Source organism: Diaphorobacter sp. MNS-0 (assembly GCF_019602835.1).
GTDB classification, from domain to species: domain Bacteria; phylum Pseudomonadota; class Gammaproteobacteria; order Burkholderiales; family Burkholderiaceae_C; genus Diaphorobacter; species Diaphorobacter nitroreducens.
Genome location: NZ_CP080761.1, coordinates 2652547 through 2672282 on the forward strand (window position 1 = coordinate 2652547; position 19736 = coordinate 2672282).

At 54.0% G+C, this 19736-nt stretch carries 19 protein-coding genes and 1 pseudogene; 1 reads left to right on the top strand and 19 read right to left on the bottom strand.

Translation table 11 applies throughout. The features are described from left to right. Position 1: 1 nt before the first annotated feature. The 5 genes from K2L43_RS12620 to K2L43_RS12640 all read right to left on the bottom strand — a co-directional run bounded on the left by K2L43_RS12620 (position 2) and on the right by K2L43_RS12640 (position 6894). A complete protein-coding gene (locus K2L43_RS12620) occupies positions 2 to 1090 on the bottom strand; it encodes a YCF48-related protein (RefSeq protein WP_220637689.1) in 1089 nt (362 codons plus the stop codon). 135 nt (positions 1091 to 1225) lie between these two features. Further along, complete coding sequence (locus K2L43_RS12625; RefSeq protein ID WP_220637690.1) at positions 1226 to 2587, bottom strand: DUF1329 domain-containing protein; 1362 nt, start codon at positions 2585 to 2587, stop codon at positions 1226 to 1228. 11 nt (positions 2588 to 2598) lie between these two features. Further along, positions 2599 to 4272: a DUF1302 domain-containing protein gene (locus tag K2L43_RS12630; RefSeq protein ID WP_220637691.1), complete on the bottom strand. Its 1674-nt coding sequence runs from the start codon at positions 4270 to 4272 to the stop codon at positions 2599 to 2601. Between the two features lie 102 nt (positions 4273 to 4374). Further along, entirely contained in the window at positions 4375 to 5910 is a 1536-nt protein-coding gene (locus K2L43_RS12635; protein WP_013801316.1) for an aldehyde dehydrogenase, read from the bottom strand. A 75-nt stretch (positions 5911 to 5985) separates the two neighbouring features. Next, the gene (locus K2L43_RS12640) at positions 5986 to 6894 is read right to left on the bottom strand and encodes a VOC family protein (RefSeq protein ID WP_220637692.1); all 909 of its coding nucleotides are present in this window, start codon (positions 6892 to 6894) and stop codon (positions 5986 to 5988) included. Between the two features lie 283 nt (positions 6895 to 7177). Between K2L43_RS12640 and K2L43_RS12645 the strand changes: the two genes are divergently transcribed. Continuing rightward, positions 7178 to 7762: a MarR family winged helix-turn-helix transcriptional regulator gene (locus K2L43_RS12645; protein WP_220637693.1), complete on the top strand. Its 585-nt coding sequence runs from the start codon at positions 7178 to 7180 to the stop codon at positions 7760 to 7762. A 30-nt stretch (positions 7763 to 7792) separates the two neighbouring features. Here the strand turns inward: K2L43_RS12645 and K2L43_RS12650 are convergent, their stop codons facing one another. The 14 genes and pseudogenes from K2L43_RS12650 to K2L43_RS12710 all read right to left on the bottom strand — a co-directional run. After that, positions 7793 to 9253 (bottom strand): aldehyde dehydrogenase family protein, encoded by a 1461-nt coding sequence (locus K2L43_RS12650; protein WP_220637694.1) that lies wholly within the window; start codon positions 9251 to 9253, stop codon positions 7793 to 7795. A gap of 4 nt (positions 9254 to 9257) precedes the next feature. Further along, positions 9258 to 10301, bottom strand: a complete 1044-nt coding sequence (locus K2L43_RS12655) for a cupin domain-containing protein (RefSeq protein WP_013801312.1) — start codon at positions 10299 to 10301, stop codon at positions 9258 to 9260. A 45-nt stretch (positions 10302 to 10346) separates the two neighbouring features. Further along, complete coding sequence (locus K2L43_RS12660; RefSeq protein WP_255580446.1) at positions 10347 to 11309, bottom strand: dihydrodipicolinate synthase family protein; 963 nt, start codon at positions 11307 to 11309, stop codon at positions 10347 to 10349. Positions 11310 to 11386: 77 nt separating this feature from the next. Further along, the gene (gene gstA, locus K2L43_RS12665; protein WP_220637696.1) at positions 11387 to 12001 is read right to left on the bottom strand and encodes a glutathione transferase GstA; all 615 of its coding nucleotides are present in this window, start codon (positions 11999 to 12001) and stop codon (positions 11387 to 11389) included. A gap of 113 nt (positions 12002 to 12114) precedes the next feature. Further along, the gene (locus K2L43_RS19100; protein ID WP_255352815.1) at positions 12115 to 12243 is read right to left on the bottom strand and encodes a hypothetical protein; all 129 of its coding nucleotides are present in this window, start codon (positions 12241 to 12243) and stop codon (positions 12115 to 12117) included. Then, positions 12240 to 13202 carry an IS5 family transposase gene (locus tag K2L43_RS12670; protein WP_220638989.1) on the bottom strand — a complete coding sequence of 321 codons (963 nt, stop codon included), beginning with the start codon at positions 13200 to 13202 and terminating at the stop codon, positions 12240 to 12242. The genes K2L43_RS19100 and K2L43_RS12670 overlap by 4 nt, the downstream gene beginning before the upstream one ends. Positions 13203 to 13268: 66 nt before the next feature. Continuing rightward, positions 13269 to 13964 carry a TetR/AcrR family transcriptional regulator gene (locus K2L43_RS12675; RefSeq protein ID WP_220639004.1) on the bottom strand — a complete coding sequence of 232 codons (696 nt, stop codon included), beginning with the start codon at positions 13962 to 13964 and terminating at the stop codon, positions 13269 to 13271. 187 nt (positions 13965 to 14151) lie between these two features. Beyond that, a complete protein-coding gene (locus tag K2L43_RS12680; RefSeq protein WP_255580447.1) occupies positions 14152 to 14868 on the bottom strand; it encodes a 2-hydroxychromene-2-carboxylate isomerase in 717 nt (238 codons plus the stop codon). 145 nt (positions 14869 to 15013) lie between these two features. Further along, on the bottom strand, positions 15014 to 15532 hold the full coding sequence (locus K2L43_RS12685) for an aromatic-ring-hydroxylating dioxygenase subunit beta (protein ID WP_220637697.1): 519 nt from the start codon (positions 15530 to 15532) through the stop codon (positions 15014 to 15016). Positions 15533 to 15561: 29 nt separating this feature from the next. Beyond that, positions 15562 to 16920 carry an aromatic ring-hydroxylating dioxygenase subunit alpha gene (locus K2L43_RS12690; protein ID WP_220637698.1) on the bottom strand — a complete coding sequence of 453 codons (1359 nt, stop codon included), beginning with the start codon at positions 16918 to 16920 and terminating at the stop codon, positions 15562 to 15564. A gap of 56 nt (positions 16921 to 16976) precedes the next feature. Then, a complete protein-coding gene (gene hcaB, locus K2L43_RS12695) occupies positions 16977 to 17810 on the bottom strand; it encodes a 3-(cis-5,6-dihydroxycyclohexa-1,3-dien-1-yl)propanoate dehydrogenase (protein WP_086926839.1) in 834 nt (277 codons plus the stop codon). 98 nt (positions 17811 to 17908) lie between these two features. Then, the gene (locus K2L43_RS12700) at positions 17909 to 18937 is read right to left on the bottom strand and encodes a 2Fe-2S iron-sulfur cluster-binding protein (RefSeq protein WP_236748517.1); all 1029 of its coding nucleotides are present in this window, start codon (positions 18935 to 18937) and stop codon (positions 17909 to 17911) included. Between the two features lie 23 nt (positions 18938 to 18960). Next, positions 18961 to 19302: a non-heme iron oxygenase ferredoxin subunit gene (locus tag K2L43_RS12705; protein ID WP_086926838.1), complete on the bottom strand. Its 342-nt coding sequence runs from the start codon at positions 19300 to 19302 to the stop codon at positions 18961 to 18963. Between the two features lie 233 nt (positions 19303 to 19535). Next, positions 19536 to 19661 (bottom strand): annotated as a pseudogene (locus K2L43_RS12710) (IS4 family transposase); the annotation flags it as partial. Positions 19662 to 19736 lie beyond the last annotated feature (75 nt).

The following is a 19736-nucleotide window of genomic DNA, read 5'->3' on the forward strand; positions in this document are numbered from 1 at the left end:
GTCACTTAGGAAAAGGAAGTTCACGAACACCACGCAAGCTGCTGGCAAGCAGACGACTGCCATCAAGTTCGACAACGGCAGTCAACGGTGGGCCTGGTGGCCATGAAACAGACGTCCATTTTCCCCCTGAATCACGACTGATCAATGCCTGCCCGGCCTGGTCAAGGGCGAGCACACTACCGTCATGCATCAGCGAGAGACAGCCAATCGTGACAGGAGTGGGCACCTCGCACTGGCTGAAACCGGCAGGGCTATACGTATAGATATTGCCCTTCAGACCAGCCAGCAACCACTTGCCGTCGGGCAACGCAGCCACGGCGAACCAGCTGCCCGGATAAGGGGAGCTCAGTCGGACGAAGGTTTTTCCTCCATCGACGGATTGCAACAGCAGCCCTTGCTCGCCGACTATCAGAATGCGCTGTCCCTGAATCGCAAGCGCATTAAGGTGTAGGGCCTTCGGATTGTCCAAGCGATCCATCCAGGGCGACCAGGTTTCACCACCGTCTGCGGTTGCAAAAATAAGCCCATAGGCCCCAATCACAAAACCTCGCTTTCGATCGAAAAAGTGCATGTCCAGGAAGGGCTTATCAGGGCCGTCCGACACCAAGCGTTGAGCCGCCTGCAAACGCTTGTCGCTGTCATCGTCGTTCTTTGACCCTGCCGACACTTCTGCAAGCCATAGATCTGCGGCTCTCTTTCCTTCCAGCTGAAGCCGCCAGGTTCCACCGCCGTCTGAGGTTGCGAGCACAACACCTGAGTGACCTGTGACCCAACCATACTTTTCGTCTACAAAGTTGACGGCGGTCAGCGTGACACTGACTGGCACACTCGCCTGCTGCCATGTGGCACCAACATCATCCGAGAACAAAACAGCACCGCGCTCCCCGACCGCGACAATGCGTTTGCCAGACTTGGCAACATCAAGCAAGACGCCCCCCCTCACGTGCGGCGCTACAAACGCAGGACGACGCAAGGCATCAAGCACGGGGTTAGCCCAGACCGCCTCCATGCTGACCAGCGGCACAGTAGCTACAAAGCACAGGGCGCGGCGTCGCCCGATGTCAAAGCGCTCTTTCTTAAATTTTTTCATCAGAATTCCACCACATAAACAACTCAACCAAATCCGGATTCCATCAGCCTCACGGGCTCACCATTGCCAACAGTGGAGCGACCAACCGAAGGTCGATCCACCAGATGTAACACGTCGCCCTTAAGCTTTTTAGCTTTACCGAATACCTTCACTAGCCATCGAATCTGGCGAATAGGTTGATGCGGGGAATGGTTTCTCCTCAACGCGAATCTGCACCGACTCATCGTTGTACAGGCTACCCAAGTAAGAGTTGCCACCTATCAGATCATAGAGACCGAAACTGCTGCGTATGAAAGCGGGTACATCCGGCGCCACAATGGGCAAGAGATACATTGTGCGCGCCAATTTTCCTTGCGCATCCCAGCGATCTCCAAGCAAGGCATACCAACTGTCTTCATCAATGTAGTAACGACTTTTAGGTGACACATGACGCTTACCTGGCTTCAATGTGGCGTCTACAACCCAAACCCTATGCAATTCCCAACGCACATGATCAGGGTTGAGGTGGGCTCCCGTGATCACATCCGCAGTCTTGCTTGGCACCATTGTGCGGTTGCTGTTGTAAGGCACCAGTATTTCTTTCTTGCCGACCAGGTTCCAGTCAAAGCGGCTCATGTCGCCTTCAAACACGGTTAGCTCATCAAAAGTGAGGATACCAGCTGAAAACGAGAGCTGCGTATCACAGCAGACGTTCGGCAGCTTGCGCACGCGACGTTGCCCTGTGAGGTAAATCCACCCCAGTGTTTTATCTTCATTGACATTGAAGTGCTGCATGACCGCTTCACCGACTCGGATGGGCGGACCGATATTGGTCGAACGGACTTTGTACCACCACTGACCATCCTCAACATTTACACCCTTGGTGTTGTAAGGGAAAGTAAAGTAATTTTCATAATGTGAAACCAAGACAGCCTGACCGCTGCTGTTCACAGTGAAGTTCTTCGCCCTTTCGTAAACTTGTTCGAGCTTATAGGAAAGCTGATGGTTCACCATCACCTCAGCACCATTCTTCGGAATGGGGAACGGAATGCCACCCAAGGCCCCCACAGCATAGGGATTATCGAGACCCGACAGCTTTACCTTTGTGGCGTTTTCAAACGTCTTGTCATAAAACCATTGCGGCGCGACATAAGTGCGCCTTGAAGGATATACATCAACCCTGAAAGTGTCCGGGTATTTCTGCAGCATCGCCTTTGTGCCATCCGTCAATTTGTCTGCATATTGCGCCATATTCTTTGCAGTGATACTGTACAAAGGCTTGTCGGAAGCGAAAGGGTCTGGACGGCGACCACCTTTTTTGTAGCCGGGCGTCGGTGTGGTGTAGCCACCGGTCCATGCGGGAATCGAACCGTCTTTATTGCCAGCTTTTTCAGCACCCATGGGTGTCAAAGTGGATTTCAGCGCAGCGGCTTCATCGGCTGACACCGCAGCAAAAGCTGCTCCAGCCAAAAAAGCGTAAGCAATGATCGTGGAAATGGGTTTGATCATAAATTTCATTTTTTTTCCAATCAGAATGTGTAACGAGCGGTGAACGAGATGAAATCTCGATCCCGAAGGGTTTGACCCCAGCCGAACGCTTGGTTAGCTCCCGTGTTAAACGTGCGGGCTGTACCGTAATAGTGGGTGTAGTTCAAACCGAAGTTCCAAGAATCCAGGTAAGTCCCATTCAGTCCTATGCTGATATCCCCTCCCCCTTCAGGGATCCAGGCGTTGGGTGTCATTGCCAGTGGCCGGGAGCCTTTTGGCGCGTAGCCGATGCCGATAGGCACACCTAGATCCAATCCTGGCAGGACTTGCCGGTACTTCGGCTCAAAGACGACTCGCATCGCGACACCATCGCGTGTTGCATTTGGATCCGCGGCGGTCGCGTTTTTGGTGATTTTCAGCACACGGTTCCAAGCAATTTCGCCAGCAATCGTAGCTTCTCCCCAGAGAGGAGTACGCGGCACGGAGCCTAACACCGAGATATTCAAGTGGGCCGTGCGGCCGACTGCATAGGCTGGATTGCTTGAGTTATTGTTTGCGACCGGCGCGAGCGCGCTCGTGTCGAAACCCTGCGTACTCGCCAAGTCTTGGTTATCGCGAAAAGACAGCTCAGCTGCAACGTTGTAATCGCCAAAGGTCTTGCTGGCACTGGCACCAAAAGCCTTAATTTTTTCTTGATACGCGATGTAATGGCCCACCGGAGCCGGCCCGACCGGAGTCATTCCAAGCTTCGGCACGACTTGTGGCATTTTGTTGTGAAACTGAATCAGATAGAAACCATAGTCGATATCACCACCTTTCACCCTCAGCTGCACCCCCCCCTGTCCAGAATCCTTGGCCTTCATATCGGAAAATCGTGGGCTGGGTGCACCAGGCCCAAAAAAGATGTTTTCAGCGCCATCGACAGCGTAATCCGTGTTGGAGAAATAGCTACCTGCAGCGGGCAGACGACTTCTGGATGAAGCTACCTGTATGTAGGCCCCAACCGAGACATCTGGGGTGATCTGTACTTGCCCCGAAACCATAGGGACGGGACGAATCCCTTCCTTAAAAGGCGTACCGGGTACGGAAACAAGCTTGACCGCATCCACCGGCATTTGGGCACCGGCAATGGCATTGGCACCAAAAAACAGGCTTTCGCCCCAAAGCAGCGAGTGCCGACCGGCACGAACCGAGGCGCTCCGCTCGAACAGGTCAAATTTACCAAAGACGAAAGCATCCAGTACCTCACTGCCACTGCCATGAACATCTCGCGTGCCGGCAGTGAATTGGTTGTAGGGAACCGAGGTCTGGTTCGGGAACGCGCCACCGGGAAAACCCGGGTTGGCGTTGGAACGGCCATAAACAGAATCGTTCCAAGCAGCCGCACTGATGCGAAAACCCATGTTCTTCTTATAGATGAAGTCCAATTCCGACAGCAAGTCAAAGCGACTGGAAATGAGTCCTTTGCCAAAATTTCGGTCGCCGTCGTCGTTGTTTGGATTCGAGATCAGAACAGATGATGGCTCGTCAAGACGCCGCGCAGCGCTGTACTTGATGGTATTGTCCCAGCGGACATTCAAGTCAGGATTTCCTGTGTCAAGCACAACAGCCAAGGCAGGTGTCGCTCCGATGGAGAGTCCACCACACAATGCGGCAATGCCACGAATGTGGGCCGACGGCATCAAGTACTTTCGCCGTGATTTTAGGAACTTCATCTTGCTGTCTCTTTTTCTTTGGTTATGAATGATCGCCACATTGCTTGTAAACAGCGGTAACGCAGCGATTCTTTTTCCTACTAAATGAAAATGACCAAGGTTTTAATGGTCAAAGAGCCCAATGGGTCCTTCTTGCAGGGAAACGATCACACTCTTGAGTTGGGTGTAGTGGCTCAGAACGTCGAGTGAAAATTCGCGACCGAAACCACTTTGCTTGTAGCCACCGAACGGTACATTGGGGATCATGTTGAAGTAGCGGTTGACCCACACGGTTCCCGCTTCGATCTCGCGCGCCATGCGATGGGCTTGCGTGATGTTTTTGGTCCAGAGACCAGCCGCCAAACCAAATTCAGTGTCGTTAGCCTCGCGTATGACTTGAGCCTCGTCTTTCCATGGAATGACCACACCGACCGGCCCAAAAATCTCCTCTTGAGCGATGCGCATTTTGTTGCGCACATCAGTAAACAAGGTCGGCTCAATAAAGTAGCCTTGCTCAAATCCGCTCACCGTTGCGCGCTTACCCCCCATCGCCGTTGTCGCACCCTCATTGCGCCCGATATCGAGGTAACCAAGAACCTTGTCGAACTGCATCCTGGAGGCCTGAGGCCCCATTTGCGTCGAAGGGATCATAGGGTCGCCAACACGAATCTTGCGAAGAATGTTTTGAACCTTCTCCACAAATGCATCCATCACTGACTCATGGACGAAGTGGCGTGTCGCGGCAAAGCAAATTTCGCCCTTGTTCACCACGATGCTCATGGCTGCGGACTCTGCCGCTGCATCCATGTCAGCGTCCGCGCAAATAATGTTGGCCGATTTTCCACCCAACTCCAGCGTTTGAGGAATCACATTGACGGAGGCATATTGCATCAGTTTTTGCGCGGTCGGGCGTGAGCCGGTGAACGCTACCTTGCGGACATTCGGGTGGGTCACAAGCGCTTCACCGACATTTGGCCCGTAGCCGGTAATGACGTTCAGCACGCCTGGCGGCAGCAGGTCAGCCATCTCACGGATGAACTCCATGACCGCCAAACAGACCGACTCGGCCGGCTTCAGCACAATGGTATTGCCCGCAGCGAGAGCAGGCGCAATCTTTGTCGCCATCATGACAAGGGGCACGTTCCAGGGAATGATCTGTGCCACGACACCAAGCGGCTCGCGGTGAATAATCGCCACACCTTGTGTCGCGTCTATGGTCTGCCCATGCAAACCAAATGCAGCACCAGCAAACAACTCAAACTGCCCAATCGTGGCTGGGATATCGATATGCAGCGCCTCCATGATAGGCTTGCCATTGTCGAGCGACAACATCGCGGCGTAATCATTGGCCCGTGCGCGCAGGCGACGCGCCATTTCATAGAGCGCAGCCTGACGCTCACTGGGTGTGCTGCGAGACCATTTCGGGAAAGCCTGTGTGGCGGCCTCCACGGCACGGTTTACATCCTCAGCGTTGCCTGACTGGATATAGGACAGCACCTCCAGATTGGCAGGGTTAATCATCGCGATTTTTTCGCTGCTGGATCCACCGACCCATTCACCATTGATGAAATGGCCATACTCCGCCTGGAAGTACTTCATAGCAAGCTCACTGCGAGCAGAATCCGGTTTTTTCGATTCAGTCTTCATTTCTTCACCCATAGCAATCTCCTTACTTCGATCCTTAATGACCTTATTCCCTGAAACTCACTCCCGCTGGAAGTGAGTAAATTTGCGTCAATCTTCGCTGCGAAAATTAATGCCACCGATGTATTGCGCTTTATCGAGGTCGTGCCCAAAAACATCACTGCGGAAGTGCTCCTGCTGAGCCGGTGCGCATGTCCCATTCCAACCGGGCTCCCACAACCAACCTGACGGATTGGCCGCATAGAAACCCAGCGCTCCGTCATTGCTATGCACACCCAACTGCACAGCAATGTCGATACCATGCTTACGCACCTTGTCCAATGTCTGCCCCAAGTCCCGTATATCCTGGTACTCAACCATCAGGTGATTCACCCGCTTGGGCGCCGGACCGAACATCAAGGCCACGGAATGCTCACGGTTATTGCATTTCAAGAAAGGAATCCGAACCGGGGTGCCATCTGTCAACTTCAAAAGGTAGTCAGAGCCTCCAGTAACCCCAAGCACTGCAAAGAAGCGCATCGTCGCCTCCGGATCAACGGATCGCAAGATGATGTGACCAACACCCTGATCACCTGTCTTGAAGCCCCCAAACATCGGACGTCCTGGGTGGAATGGCTTGTGCCCATCCACCAGTGGCGAGTAAAAAATTTCGTGCGCATTGCCAGCAGGATCCTGCAACTTCAGCAGACCCAGAACACGGCGCTCTGCAGCTTCTGCCTCGGTGCCGCGACGAACCTCAATACCTGCAGCCGTCAATTTGGCAGCCATCTGCTCCAGCTCTTGCGCACCCGCAACTCGCCAGCCGACATAGGCAAGGTCATCATCACCACCGGTATGCACCACAATGCGGTGATGCCAGAGGTCCATGCGCAGATAGAAACGATCAGCCTCACCTTCGTCGACCAGTTGCATACCCATCACCTCGGTCGCGTAGTTCTTCCATGCAGCAGCATCGCTCACGGAAATCCCCAAGTAACCCAGTTCAGTTACGTTTGCCATTAAAAGCTCCTTTACAAAGATTCAAGCTATACCCCAGCACCGTACAGCTCCATTATTTACGGCAAATTGCCCGGACGTGCGTGACGGAATACCCATTTATGATGTTTGTTATTAGAACCCAAAATTAGTTAGGTTCCTATAGGTATTTTCCCTAAAGATTAGAGAGTAGAGAATCGTCATATGATCCTGCTTCTTATTTCACCAGCACGCCCCTCAAGTGACAAATAAACGCGTCCCCCTCAAAGTTGCCACCCCCTCCGCAGAACGAGTTTTTCCAAAGAACTTGGACAGCAGCCTCGGTTTTCTTATCTCTGACACGGCTCGCCACGTCAAGCGGCTGCTCTACCCTGGCATTGCCCAACTCGGTATTCGTGGTGGTAGCTGGTACGTGCTGCGTGCACTCTTTGAGGCGGACGGCGTGACACAGAGAGAACTGGCGAACCGACTTGGCACAACGCAGCCTTCGACGCTTGAAATGCTGCGTTCTATGGAGAAAGAGGGCCTTGTCCACTTCCAGAGGGATACGCTTGACCGACGCAAGCTGCGCATCTACCTCACCGATAAAGCACTCAAGTTGAAAACGCCTCTGTTGCGTGCCGCAGGCGAGGCCAACTCGATCCTGCTGGGCGGACTCACGCAAGCGCAGGAGATATTGCTGAAGACTATGTTGGGCACAGTGCGCAGCGCCGCCGCCGATGCAATCGCGCAGTTTGAGTTGCAATCTGCAGTCAAAGAATCTCCGATCAGGCTCCATCTTCGGGAGGAAGAAAGGCAGGCCAAGGAAACCAAACGGACTGCCGTCGACGGTAGAGGACCTCGCATAGAAGCGCAACAAATAGCCTCATCGATCAGAAAGCGCAAAGCCTGACACGCGGTGAATGTCAAGCTAGTTGTCGCTTCACAACACCACATGAACATTCTTGGTCTGGGTCCATGCAAGCAATTCAGATACACCCTCCTCACGCCCAAGACCTGATTGCTTGTAGCCACCAAAGTCTGCCCCGATAAAGTGGGCACTGACGTGATTGATCCATACATAGCCGGACTCAACGCGAGATGCCAGGCGATGGGCGCGGGCCAGATCCTTTGTCCATATTGAAGCGGTCAAGCCGAAATCCAGCCCATTGACCATGCGCAGCAGATCTTCCTCTTCGTCCCATGGAATCACAGCCAAGACCGGGCCGAACACCTCTTCGCGGAACAAACGCATGGCAGGGGTGACATCAGCAAACACGGTAGCCGTTACAAACCAGCCGTTGTCTAACGCTTTGTCGCTCGGACGAACGCCACCGCACACAAGACGAGCGCCCTCTTTATGAGCGGAATCAATGAAGGACATGACCTTTTCGTACTGCGCCTTGGACACCAGGCAGCCCATCGTGGTCGCGGGATCCGTTGGCAGTCCACAACGATAAAGTTGTGAAATTTTCTGCACCATCTCTTTAATGACTCGGTCGTATACTGATCGATGAACGAAGCAGCGAGATGTCGAGCCGCAACTCTGCCCCGCCCAAGTGAAGTTCATCCCTTTGACCGCACCCTCAATGGCTTTGTCCATGTCCGCCTCTGGACAGATGATCAGAGGATTTTTTCCACCCAGCTCCAGGCTTACGGGCATCACCTTCTCGGCTGCTGAGCGCAAAATTGATTTGCCCGTGGCGGTGGAGCCAATCAACGACACCTTCTTGACCAAAGGATGGTCGACGAGCGCTTGTCCGCACGGTGTGTCGCCACTAAGCACATTGACTACGCCGGGAGGAAAGACATCCTGCAACAATGTAGCCAGGCGGTAAGCGGACAAGGGGGCTTGCGTCGCAGCCTTCAGGATGACGGTGTTACCTGCCGCGACGGCCGGTGCCAACTTGGCCGCGAGAAACATGAGCGGATGGTTGTAAGCCACGATACGCGCGACCACACCGTAGGGCTCGCGCACCGAGTAATTGAGCACGCCATCCCCCATTGGAAGGGTGTCGCCTTTGGCTTCATGAACCAAGCCCGCGAAGTAGTCGACCTGCGTTGCGGCAAAATGCACGTCCGCTGCCATCTCGCGCACGGGGTTGCCGCAGTTGATGGCATCCAGAAAACCCAGCTCCTCAGCGTGGGTCCGCAGCCTGTTACCGAACTCCCGCAGCGCCGCAGCACGAACCGCTGGCTTCGTATGGCGCCATGACTGAAATGCCAAATGAGCCGCCTGTACAGCGGCATCCACATCTGCTGCGTTGGCGTTGGAGACGGGCCCCAGATCCTCCTGGGTCGCGGGGTTCAGAGTTCGACCGTAGCCTCCTTGCGGCACATGAAAGCGTCCGCCGTAGAACAGATTGCGGCACTCCGGCAACGCGTAGGCGTGTTCAGTGTGCATCGGTTCACTCCCCAAACGCTTCTGTGAAAAGGCCCAGGCGACGGTAAATCTCGCGGGTTGAAACCTGGAAAATGCGTGCTGTGCCGCCCTTGGCCTGATGGCTGGCCCACAGGTTGGCCGGCATCGTGAAGACATCATGAGGCGACCACTCGATAGTTTTTTCACCGATTTGGCTGACCCCATGGCCTTCGACGACGAAGCACATTGCCGCTGCGGAGCTCTTGTACTTGCGCGTCGATTTCCCGGATTCCAACTGAAGCAAGGTGCTGTCGATCAGGTCCATGGAGGGACCGCCAGTTAGCGGGTTGCCGTAGCGCACCTCCCGGGAACCATCTGGTGCCGCAGGTGAGGCAACGAGCGCACGCACCGCATCTACCCACGGATAGCGGAAGATGGGTGAATAGCTACGGCTTGCATGGTCGCTGCCATCGAGCTTAGGCACGATGCCTGCTGCCGTGAATGCCGAGTCCGCCAACTGGGGTCGCACATCGCGTGCAGGGCCAGGCTGGAAGCCCGTGGTGCCCAGAAAGTGATGCAGCATCACATCCAAAACATCAAGCCAGATGATGGGATCCTTTCCTTCGTTGACATGTTCATGCCAGCACCAACCAGGTGTAAGAATGAGATCACCGGGCTCCATTACGCAGTCCTTGCCATCCACGATGGACTTGACGCCCCCGGTGCATTGCACGACAAAGCGCAAGGCGTTCATCGGATGACGATGGGCACCAGCCCGCTCACCAGGCATCACACACTGAAAGTCGAACATGAGCGGGCCTGTGCCTGCCTCATCCCAAACATGGAGTCGCTTCGGATTCGTCATCAGCAACACGCGTCGATCCAGTACGTGTGTGGCGCGCATCTTGGCGGTCTCTTGGATGATCGGTAACATGGTAGACCAGCGCCAGATCTGCGCCTCCTCAATCTGCTTTCCAAAGCTTGTCGCCGGAACACTCTCCCAAAGGGGAACAATACTGTTGTCTTTGTAGGACTGACGGAGTTCCGGCGGAACGACGTCTTCTGTCACTGGTTTCGAATGGTCACTCATGGTCATAAACCTTTCTGTTGGATTGAAAGAGATAGGGGGTTGAGATCAGGCCGAGAATTCGCTCTCAAGCTGCTTCCATCGGCGACCGCACTCGATGGCACCGTCGCGGTAGTTGTCCGGCAACTCAAGGTAAGGCGGTCGCGGAGGACCCGGATTTACAAGGCCGGCTGCTGCAAAACGCAAATGAGCGATCTGGATGCTGTAGTCCATAAAGGCCGCCAAATCTCCGCCCACAAACATGGCCGACTCCGCCCAGTTGCACTTTTCTGAAAGCTCCTTGGCGCGCTGCCAGTCACCTGCCAGTATGGCTTGCGACAGCGCCATGTTCACAGTAGGTGCGCATGCCACGCTGCCAGACCAAGCAGCGAGGGCAAGTTCTGGCAATTCTTGGGCTGCAGCCAGCCACGCAGTAGCCAAGGGCAATATCCGCATCTTCTCACCGACAGCATGCATGTCTTTGGCCAGTGCAGGCCCACCGGTGTGCTTGGAAGCAACCACCTCTGGTATCTTTGCCAGTTCCAAGTAGGCCTCGGTGGAAATCTTGCCTTTGAACGCCACCGGGTTGTCGTAGGCCACCATCGGTACGCCAGGTAGCGCAGCAGCAATGTCCTGGTAATAGCGGACGATAGACTTGTCATCCATAGCCAACCACATCGGGCGGCCAACGAACAGACCATCGACACCGATGTCCACCAACGCACGAGCACGCTCAATCGTGTCGCGCGTATTCAGGGTCGTCACACCGGCAAACAAGGGACGCGAACGTTTGTTGGTTTGCACCACACAGTCTACAAAGAGCTTCGTTTCAGGCCAAGTCAGCGTGGCACCCTCACCGAACGTACCGGTTGTCGCCAAGATGTCAATCTTGGCCGTGTTCAAAAGCCGAACCATCTTTTCAGTTTCCGACAGGTTCACGGATTGCTGCGTTTGCCAATTACTGGCATCCTCGGTAGCGGGCGTCGGCATGATGCCGAAGACACCGCGGATATCGGAGGGGGTAATTTTCATCGGGTTCTGTAGTTGAGTTAGTTGAGTTATAAAATGCTTCATGCGTGGGTTGCATCCAAAGTGCAAGGCAATTTGCGCTACTTGACCAGCCCTTCTGCACGCATGGCTGCTTCAACGGATGGCCGTTGTGCGATGCGACCAAGGTAAGAACCCAGTCGCGTCAGTTCCTGAACATCAATGCCAGTTAACTTCGTCCAGCCTGCAACGACGAACAGATAGACATCAGCAACCGTGAACTGCTCGCCAACAAGATAGGTCCGCCCGGCAAGTTGCGCATCGACCCAAGTCAGCCGCTGTAGCACTCTCGTACGACTTTGTGCCTTGGCTTCTTCGCTGGCCTCCGGCATGAACAACGGAACGAATGCCTTGTGAAGTTCACTGTTAATGAAAGAGAGCCACTCCTGCAGTCGATAGCGCGGCAGCGCGCCCGCTGGTGGCGCCAGTCCCTTTTCCGGCGCGAGGTCAGCAATGTACTGCAGAACAACCGGCACTTCAGTCAGAATCTGCCCGTCCTCCAACTCAAGCACTGGCACGTATCCCTTGCTGTTCAAGTCAGCCAGGCTGCGGCCGTCCGAGGTCTGGCGGGTTCGAAGGTCGACAGGGACGTAATTGAAAGTCAAACCAGCCTCATGCAACGCGATGTGTGCGGCCAGTGAGCAGGCGCCAGGGGCACCGTAGAGTTTCTTAATCATTTGAGTCTCCTATGTGAATTTATAACTCTGCTATTAAAACCAGATGATTTGAAAAATTGGGTCATGGGACAATCGGTTCTAGGGATGCCCTGAATAACTCGAATGCGTAAGTGCTACAAGGTCACCGGTTTCAGATAGTGCGATGGATGGCGTTTAGCCTGGGTCTTCGCACCACTTTCCACGCCCTTGCGGGCCATCTGCACCGCCTTTGCGGCCATTTGCCTGATTTCAGGGGCACTCATCCCTGCGCCTCCAGCAATTGATGGCGCACCATCCAAAGATTGGACAGCGCAAACAGCGTCTTGAGCTGCAACGTGTTCTTCTTCAATCCCCGGTAGCGCACCTTGGTGTATCCAAACTGTCGTTTGATCACCCTGAAGGGATGCTCCACCTTGGCACGGATGCTCGCCTTGATCTTCTCCACTTGGTCTATCAGCGCGTCAACGGGGTTGTTCTCTTTGTCCAGCGCTCTGCGTTTGCCTGGGCGCATCGCGATGTGCCACCGCACTGCCTCCTTGGCATCCGGGCGCTTGTCGATACCTTGGTAGCCCGCATCACCAAACCCGTCTGTCTCCTGCCCGTGCAGCAAGCTGTTGCCCTCTACAACGTCGGCCACGTTACCCGAGGTGCCTATGACGGTATGCACGAGTCCCGAGTCCGCATCCACGCCGATATGGGCCTTCATGCCAAAGTGCCATTCGTTGCCCTTTTGGCTCGAATGCATCTCTGGATCGCGCTTTCTGTCCTTGTTCTTGGTAGAGCTAGGCGCTGCGATCAGTGTGGCATCGACCGCAGTGCCTGCCTTGAGCAGCAAGCCCTGGGCTGCCAGAAGCTCGTTGACAGTGGCCAGAATCTGCTCGGCCAGCTTGTGTTTCTCCAGCCGATGACGAAACCTCAGGATGGTGCTCTCGTCAGGCACCCTCCCATGGGCATCAAGACTTGCAAACTCCCGGTAGATCGGGGTGTCAAAGAAGGCCTCTTCCATCGCCAGATCTGACAGGGTGAACCACTGCTGCATGCAGTGGATGCGCAGCATGGTCTCCAGGGCAAAGGGTGGGCGGCCGTTCTTGCCTTCGGGGTAATAGGGCGCAATGAGTTCGACCAGAGCAGCCCAGGGAACCACCAAATCCATCTGGGTCAGCAGTTCTTGCTTGCGGGTCTTTTTGGTGCTCAGGTTCAGGTCAAGGCTGCTTTGCTTCATAGCTTGGGAGGATGCCATGACTGTGCTGCTCCTATCAGGTCGCCATTTAGGTTTTGCAGGATTTCCCTAGAGCGCGCTACGGTGCTGATTTTGAATGGTTGCGACGATAGCTTGCGAGTCGATCACCTTTTTCATCGCGTCCTTGACGATTCGTTCGGCACGCCGATTGTTCACCCCCAAACCACGCAGCAATGCCATGCAGATGCCTTGCATCACCTCGCGCAGATGTAGGAATTCGTTTTGCACTTCCAGCAAACGAGCAAGACCAAGATCAGTCAAACCCATCAGCAAAACCAGACCGGCGTCCAGGCTGGATAGCTTGAAAATGCCCTGTTGAATCCCTCGGTGAAACATGGCCAAGATAGGCGCGTTGTCTGCCCGCGCCGGATTAACAACATCTGCAGGCATGTGCAGCAGCACCCGTGCCGTGATCTTGTTTTCCAGCCCAAAACGAAACGCAGCCAGCAAACCCAGCGTGAGATATGTTGCGGGATCCTCGACCTCGGCGCTTATCGCATTGATGATCACAAACAATTCGGCCCGAACGGCTTCATGAGCATGCGCCTTGAGTGCATCGCGATTCGGAAAATGCTTGTAAAAACTTCCCTTGGCAACATCCGCTTCGCCGACGATGTCGTCGATCGTCGCGCTATCCATGCGGCCATCAGAAATCATCCGTATAGCAGCTCCCACTAAGGCCTTGCGAGTGAGAGACTTGCGCATTTTCATCGGGATGGAAAGCGTTAAACAGGAGGATTTCATCACTGAATGTGTTTCATATTTGACTTGTTAGCAAAAAAAATTAATCCTCGCCGTAGCCGACTTTGCCGCTGACGCATTGCACCGCATGATCTCGCCATCGCCTGAAATAGATTTTGGTGCATCGTTATCGCTTGTAGAAAGAATGCCAGATTCTCGCCACAGTTGGATCGAGGGTGTCATACGCATCTCAATTCGAGGCGCGCGATTGCAAGTATTCGTCGACGAAATCGAGGCGGTCATTTCCCCACCACATTTCGTCTCCGATCACCACCATTGGGACGCCGAAGACGCTGCGTGCAATCCCTTCGTCGATCGACTGCTTGTATTCATTTGCGCCATCCACGGAATCTGTGAACTGCATAAAGTCATCGACATTCCAACCCATCTCTGAGGCAATCGATCGCAATACCGGTTCACCGCTAAACGCTTGCCCCATACCCCAGGTCAGGTGAAAAGCGCGGCGTACATACTCGGCCTCGCGAGCTTCCCCTGCAGCATAGAAGAAACCTGTATTCAAACGTCGGGAGTCGAAGCTTGGAGGGAACTTCAGCGGTGTGCCATATCGTTGCGCCCAGCGTTGCAGATCCCTGGAAAGGTGGGTGAGCTTGACCGGCATATCCCGGTTAGACGGCCCCACGTTGCCAATCGCACGCTTGGCACATGCAATATCAATCGGCTTGTAAGAAACCGAAATGCCATAGCGTTGCACAATCTCAGGCAACCGAATGCTGGCGAGATAGGAGAACGGACTCACAAAGTCAAAATAGAAGGAAAGCATAGAAGGATTTCCTGGAAGAAAAACGGCCATGCCACAAGCTGCCATATTGATCCGGCAGGCTTTATTCGTAAACCTTGCTCGGGCTGAGGTGTCGAAGCCCCTCGACAGGCTCAAGTTGAACGGCATCGGGACTCTGCAATAAACCGTGCCGGATCAATAATGCATTTTGAGTAAATGAAGGTCAGCCAGGAACCAGCGGAGGTTGACGGTAGACCGTCCGCTTTTCTTACGAAGTTAAAAAGCTGTTCATGCTTTCAGTGTCTTCAATTGATCACAAGAAGAAGTTCAAATTCTTACCATGAAGAAACCGCTCATCGAGACTCACGACTCTCTTGAGTAACTGCAATCCTGCTTCACCTCTGACCCATTCTTCCTCACGACCATAGGAATAGGTGGTTTCATCATGAACACGGCGGTTACGCACAACGAAGACATTGAGGAAAACCTGATAGTTGCCAGTACTTGAGGCCTTGAAAACCTCGATGTTTGACAAGGACCTCCGAATCCGCTCCGGTGGGTCAACGGACCATTGCATGCCCGTTTCAAATTGCCTGATGCGCGCATCCAAAAAATCATGGCGCTCATCAATCGTATAAACTTTGTCAGGAAGCTTGTATCTTTTGTCCTTTCGGTACCGAAGTTGTTGAAAGTACGCTTGGTATTGGATATCTGGATGAACCATTTTCATCCACTCTCGATATTCTTCATGGTCGAGCAGCCGAGCTTCTCGATACAGCGTGCTGACGACTTCTTCGCTTTCAGATCCACGCACTGGTATGAGTTCGTTCATATTCATCTCCTAGATTGCTGATTTACCTGTTATTGACCTATGAGTTCATGCTTCCAGGCATCCGGATCTAATTTCAAGATCGCCTTCCAGTTGTCGGCGCCCATAATTTCCTTATAGGCCCGGTAAAACCCTCTGTAAGAGGTTTCACCAATGGCAGATTGCCCGATCACCCCAGGAAAGTCAGGATCCAACTTGTCGAAACCGAGCCCCAGTTGTGAGTTCAACTTCCCTTCACGGGTCATTCGCCCCCGGTTGTTTTTCGTCATGGTTTCCATGTTGTCACTGTCGTCGGCTTCAAGCATGCCAGCAATTCCGAACGTCGAATTCATGCCTGATACCACGGCATTTTTCAGTTCGGCTGGCATCTCTTTTTCCACTATCGCCCACGAGAAGACCTCAATTTGGTGAGGACCACGTGGCACCCACAACTTGAACGTGTTGGTACCTAAAAGGTAGGAATTGTTCGGGAAAATCGTGCCATTGAGATGCGAGCCATAAATGCGACCGACTTTCGCTCCAAGCTTCTCCACCATCTTGGGCTTCCTGCTGGCAAACCACTCCCGGTAGAGAGTGCCCGCCTTGGAATTAATAGCATGTACCGCTGGGGCAGTATCCCAAAGGACGCCAAAGCCATGCCCAAATCGCGATGTCACCTGCATACCAAGACCTTCGTTGGGCGGGGCCTCATTTCCACCAATTGCCGCAAGTTCGCCGCCAAGAGCCATCAGGGATGCGAGGTGAGTCCACCCCACGTGGTAGGCATCGCCTACGAAATTTTCGGCGGGCGTCTTCCAGTTGCAGTTCAATAATGATCGACTTGGCGGCCCGACCAACTCAATGCCGCCATTGATATCCATCCAAATATCCAGGTAGAACTTCACGTCACCAAGATAGTCATTCAAGCTGGGCGCTTCAGCGTCGAAGTTTCCGTAATAAAGACCTCTGTAACTTTCAACGCGGATTTCCCGAAGGCCGAATTTCGATTTATCCAAAGACCCACGATAGAGCTCTTCTTCCATCGGCACCACCTTCAAGGCGCCATCCATGCCGAAAGACCAGCCGTGATAGGTGCAACTGAACGCACGCGCATTGCCGACTTCCGCCGCGACAAGCCGAGCGCCACGGTGAGTGCAAACATTCAGAAAGGCCTTTACGGATCCATCGTCTTGACGCATGACAATCACTTCATCTTCGGCCATGTAGCCAGTGGTGAAATCGCCAGGGTTCGGAATCAAGCTGTCATGGGTGAGGAATTGCCAGCACTTTCCAAAAATCTGTTCAATTTCAAGATCGTAGATCTGTTGATCCCAAAAAATTCTCTTGGCTTGTATGCCGTTTTTAACGTCAACGAGAGATTCCACGTCGACCTGGGTACGATTGGTACTCATCTGCTTCTCCTGTAATAAGTCAACCACTTAACACTGGCATGCCGAGAAGTTGTCCCTCAGCCGCCGAATTTTTCTAGTAAGCCCTTGCCACCGCTGGCAGGGCCAAGGACGCTTCGCACACCCATGCCACCATCGCAGTTGATGATCACGCCGGTTGCTGGTGCTGAGTTGCGGGCAGAAGCCAGGTAGACATAGCTACCGGTGTACTCCTCTGTGTCAGACAGCCTGCCGATCGGGGCAATGTCTTTGACGAGGTCGGCCAAGGGTACAGAGGTTATCGACTGCTCACCCATCCCAAGCGACTTCGGTCCACGCAGATCAGAAGCAATCCCGCCAGGTGCCACACCGTTGACGCGCACATAGGGGGCCAACTCATGCGCCGCCTGCTTAATCAGTCCCACTGCCGCGTGCTTGGCTACGGTGTAGAGCACGCCGCCGCCACCTGCATAGAAAGCGGAGCTTGACAGGGTCAAGATAACTGACCCTCGGGAGCGCACCAACGCCGGCGCTGCGGCTTTGATGCCCATCACGTAGCCCATTAGATTGATTCCAATGACCTCATCAAAGGCTTCGCTGATGGCATCGTCCGGCAGGTCGACAAGGGGGACACAATAATCCCAGATGCCGGCGTTGCCGATGAAAGTATCCAGCTTGCCGAAACGCTCCACAGCCAGTTCGACGGCCTTGCGGTTATCGGCCAAGTTGCGCACATCGCCGGGCGAGCCCGCGACCCGTCCCTTAAAACTTTCAACGAGCTCATCAAGCCCCCGTGCATTTCGATCCAACACAGTGACGTTGGCACCTTCTTCTACAAGTCTTTTTACGAGCGCTCGACCGAGACCTGCAACACCACCCGTCAAAAAAACGCTTTGTCCTTCAAGCCATGCCATGTTCACTTATCCTTTAGTTAAAAATTAAATTGCGGTTTGCCTCCCCGGCAAAACCGGGGGATTACCTACTAGATTTATTTCGGCGAAAAACATACGACTCAAACAAAGCGATCGAAATGTAGTTGTTCAGATGGCACACGGTAATTTAGAACCAACAGCTTGTGCACCGCATCCGTCATAGGTGGCGGGCCGCAGAAATAAAAGTCGTATTGCCCTGGGTTCGGGCCGATGTGCTTCGCTAGCACCTCATGGATCAATCCGCGCTCACCATCCCAATTGGCACTCTCAGCGTTTACATCGGAGATCGCGCTAAATAATTCGACACGTCGCTTCAACTCAGGCTCACCCGCAAACACGTCTGCAACGCAATGATCCAGCGGCGTTCGGCCACCATAGAACATCAGCAGGCGCCGTTCGGTCATTGCCGGATTGCACACTGCGCCGCGCAGGATTGACAACATCGGAGAAAGTCCGGAGCCGCCACCAATGCAGACGACATCTCTACCGGTTTCGGTACGCAGATAAGCCGTCCCGTAAGGACCCTCCAACTCAATAGCATCACCTCGCTTCAGCACATCGAACAGCACCGCGGTTCCACAACCACCCGGTTTGCGTTTGACGATGAAATGCCATTCGCCAATGCCATTGGGCAGGTTGCTCATCGAGTACGCCCTTGTGCCGACCACGCCAGGCAAGCGAAGCAGCGCATACTGGCCAGGCAAAAACTCAGCTGGAGCCTCCGTACGAAACTGGAACTCGAACATGTCTTGCGTCAGTGGCACGACATCGACCAACGCCGCATGCTGACGCGTCGGAATCACCTGCGGGACATAGCCCGGCTTCAAGCGCAGCTTGATTCGACAGTCACTACCTGGTGTGCTCTGGCAGCCGAGGTGCATGCCGCATTCACGAGCTTCGGCATTCAAACCCGGCGCATTCGACCACAAATCCTTGACATCGCCCTCCAGCAACTGAAAGCGGCAACTGCTGCACGATCCGGATTGACATTCATAGGGAAATCCAAGCCCAGCCTTGAGCGCCGCAGCGAGTAGCGTTTCATCAGTGGAACACTGAAAGACGGGCGTGTCACCGGCGCCAATTCTGACTTGAAAGCTTTGTGGACTCATAGCCGTCTTTGCTTGAGGGCGCATCATATTTTGACAAACACCTGGCCATCTTTGACGACCACAGAAAAAACCTGCAGACGCTCTTTGCATGGGAGGCTTTTCGCCTCGCCAGTGCGCACATTGAAGCTGCCACCATGCATCGCGCACTCAACAAGTTCACCCTCGAAGTAACCATCGGTCAGCAGTGCGACCTCGTGCGTGCAAATATTGCTGGTCGCCAGGTATTCGCCGTCAAGGTTATATATCGCCAGCGGCGGAAGATTGGCAACGTCACACGCCCTCATCTGGCCGGGCGCCAACGAATCTGCCGCGCAAATTGGTACCAGGGTCTGTATATCACCTGCTGTGGCGTTGCTCTTAGTCATGTTCACTTATTTCCTTTCAATTAGCATCTCTACAACTGATGCTTGGCAATCACCGCATTCGCAGTTGCATATCTTCATCTCATCCACCTAACATCATTAGTGGTTAGGAACCTATACAGATGTTAACCCGAAGCACAAGAATATTTCCATAGGGAATACCCCAATAAGGCTAAAGATGCACTAGATAGTCATTTTGAACGGCCCCGGGTTTTGAGGAGGCTCAACTCATTTCGTTATACACAACGCCGTGCCGCCTGAAGCTCACGTGAGAACCTGAGGCCAGCGGCGAAGTCCAGGATGCGCTGCATGCCCAGCCAGATGGTTTTCACGCCCGGCTCGCCATCGCCCGTGGGTGCTAGGGAAACGCAGATTTATTCGCAGAATTTGCCAACCGCGACAGGAGTCAAACGTTATAGACAGGTACCTGCCGTTCA